The sequence below is a fragment of the Streptomyces sp. W16 genome (assembly GCF_033194735.1).
GTDB lineage: Bacteria > Actinomycetota > Actinomycetes > Streptomycetales > Streptomycetaceae > Streptomyces.
In genome coordinates this window covers 1-2,826 of the sequence record NZ_JAWOAI010000836.1, presented here as the reverse complement: position 1 = coordinate 2,826, position 2,826 = coordinate 1, and the positions used below count along the sequence as shown (strand labels likewise).

General features: G+C 71.8%; 4 protein-coding genes. All 4 read left to right on the top strand.

The genetic code is table 11. The features are described from left to right. A partial coding sequence (locus R6V09_RS50195; RefSeq protein WP_317888097.1) for a helix-turn-helix transcriptional regulator occupies positions 1 to 763 on the top strand: 763 nt, incomplete at its 5' end. 286 nt (positions 764 to 1,049) lie between these two features. After that, entirely contained in the window at positions 1,050 to 2,138 is a 1,089-nt protein-coding gene (locus R6V09_RS50190; protein WP_317888096.1) for a beta-ketoacyl-ACP synthase 3, read from the top strand. A 165-nt stretch (positions 2,139 to 2,303) separates the two neighbouring features. Further along, positions 2,304 to 2,537, top strand: coding sequence for an acyl carrier protein (locus R6V09_RS50185; protein ID WP_317888095.1), 234 nt, complete (start codon positions 2,304 to 2,306; stop codon positions 2,535 to 2,537). After that, positions 2,537 to 2,826, top strand: a 290-nt coding sequence (locus R6V09_RS50180) for a beta-ketoacyl synthase N-terminal-like domain-containing protein (protein WP_317888094.1), incomplete at its 3' end; no start/stop codon positions are given. The genes R6V09_RS50185 and R6V09_RS50180, both read left to right, overlap by 1 nt.

The following is a 2,826-nucleotide window of genomic DNA, read 5'->3' as shown; positions in this document are numbered from 1 at the left end:
CCCGCGCCGGCGCACCCGGGGGCTGCGCCGCGAGGAGGTCGCCCAGCTCGCCGGCATGTCCACCGACTACTACGCCCGCCTGGAACAGCAGCGCGCCCCGCAGCCCTCCGTCCAGATCACCACCGCCCTCGCCCGGGCACTGCGGCTCACCCCGGACGAACGCGATCACCTCTTCGCGCTCATCGGCCACAACGCCCCGGTCCGCTTCCAGCGCTCCGAGCACGTCAGCCCGGCGCTGCTGCGGGTCCTGGAGCGGCTGAACGACGACACCCCGGCGATCGTGCTGACCGACATGGCCGACACCCTCGCGATGAACCCGATCGCCACCGCGCTCCTCGGCGACCAGACCCGGCACACGGGCCTGGCCCGCAGCGCCTACTACCGCTGGTTCACCGACCCCACCGACCGGCTCGTGTACCCGGAGGAGGACCACCCCCGGCACAGCCGTACCCAGGCGGCCCGGCTGCGCGCCGCGCTCACGGCCGACGGCGGCGACCCCCGGGCGGCGAGGATCGTCGCCGAACTCCGCGACCTCAGCCCGGAGTTCGTCCGCGTGTGGGAACTCCAGGAGGTCGCCCAGCGCTACGGCGAGAGCAAGACGATCCTCCATCCCTCCCTCGGCCGTATCGACGTCGACGCCCAGGTCCTGTTCACCGAGAACCGCGCCCAGACCCTGGTGGTCATGACCGCCCGCCCCGGCACGGAGAGCCAGGGCAAGCTCGAACTGCTCTCCGTCATAGGGCATCAGCAGCTCACGCCCTGACGCGTCGGGACCGGCACCCCCAACTCACCCCCCGGCACCGGACATTGACACCTGTACGACGGGGCGGTCACGTGCACCGAACGGCCGCCCCCGTCGCCCTCTTTCGGGTGATCTGCGGATCACATAACAGCCGTAACGTTTCCTCACATCAGCCGCTGAGCTGCGGTTTTGCGAAAAATCGGCCGGAACTGTTCACGTGTTCGCATCGCGTCACGCCCTCTCCCCGATCTTGATCCGATCTACAGTCGTGCCGCTCGTCCAAGATCACTTCCCCATCGAGGCGTGTGTGACCTTCCGACTGCCCAGCGCAGCCCCGCTCTTGAAGACGCCGCAGACGGCCGTCCTTGAGGGCATCGCCGGTTTCGTCCCCCCGGACGCGGTGTCGAACGACGCCCTGCCCGTCGCCTGGGACGTCGACGACGCCTGGGTCCGCAGACGCACCGGCATCGGCGAGCGCCGCCGCGCGGCACCGGGTGTGACCACCGGCGATCTCGCGCTCGCGGCGGCCGACCGGGCGCTCGTGGTCGCCGGACGCCCCCTGGTGGACGCCGTGATCGTCACCACCTCCACCCCCGACCGGCCGATGCCCGCCATGGCACCCCGACTGACCACCCGCCTCGGCCTCGGCGAGATCGCCGCATGGGACGTGTCCGCCGCGTGCAGCGGCTTCGTCTACGGCCTCGCCGCCGCCGTGGGCGCCCTGACCTCGGGGTGTGCCGACCGCGTCCTGCTGGTCTCGGCCGAGGTGTACTCGACCCTGCTCGACCCGCAGGACCGTTCCGCCGGAATCGTGTTCGGTGACGGCGCCGCAGCAGTGGTCCTGCGGCGCGGCGAGCGGGACGAGCCCGGCGGCGTACTGGCGCTGGACCTCGGCAGCGACGGCTCGGGCGACGAGCTGATCCAGGTGCCCGGCGGCGGTGCGCAGGAGCGCTCCCGCCCCGGCGACTACGGCCCGGACGACCGCTACTTCCGCATGCGGGGACGTGAGGTGTTCCAGCACGCGGTCACGCGTATGACCCAGTCCGCCCACACCGTGCTCAAGCGCGCGGACTGGGCTGCCGGGGATGTGGACCGGTTCTGCGCCCATCAGGCGAACGCCCGCATCCTGTCCGCCGTCGGCGACCGCATCCCGGTACCCGGCGAACGGCATGTCACCAACATCGAGCGGGTCGGCAACACCGGCGCCGCCTCCATCCCGCTGGCTCTGGCCGACGCCGCGTCGCAGGGTGAACTCCGGCCAGGGGAACGGGTGTTGATCACCGCCTTCGGTGCCGGACTCACCTGGGGCTCGGCGGCCCTGGTCTGGCCGGAGCTGCCGGCGGTGCCCCGGATCGACGATCTCGATCCCGCCCCACGGGCGATCCCGATGGCCTGAGACCTCGCCTGTCCCGGGGCGTCCCACCGCTTCCCCCGCTCTCCGTCACTCGGCGTCGGTTGTGCATCCGCTGCGCATAAAACAGGTCGGACGACCCTATTCCGATCTCGTCCACCCGCCCACCCGTCGATTCCCGAGCCCCGCCCACCCCTCGAAAGGAACGCCATGTCCCCCGTCCAGACCGCCGTGACCGCCGTACTCACCGATAAGTTCGAGGTCAGCCCCGAGCACATCCGGCCGGAGGCGACCCTGGAGAGCCTCGATCTCGACTCCCTCGCGCTGGCCGAACTCGCCCTGGCGCTCCAGGAGGAGCTGGGGGTTCCGGTGGCGGACGAAGAGGCCACCAGGCACAGCACCGTGGGTGAGCTCGTCGCCACGCTGAACGCCAAGCGGGCGTGATGAAGGCAGCGTGCGCACCCGTCTCCGTCACCGGCCTGGGGCTCATCACCCCGGCCGGGGTCGGCCGCGAGGAGACCTGGCAGGGGGTCCTGAGCGGGCGTTCCACCGCCGCCACCGACCCCGAACTCAAGGGCTGCGCCGTGGACTTGTCCTGCCGTATCCCGCTCATGACCCCGGAGCAGGCGCGGATCGGCGGCGGCAAGGCCTGGCGCATGGGCCGCTTCAGCCAGTTGGCGGTGCTCGCCGCGCGGGAGGCGGTCGCCGACGCCGGGCTCGACCCCGCCGGGTG

Excerpts from the sequence above, each read along its gene's own strand:
- R6V09_RS50185 (WP_317888095.1), top strand. The coding sequence starts at position 2,304 with ATGTCCCCCGTCCAGACCGCCGTGACCGCCGTACTCACCGATAAGTTC.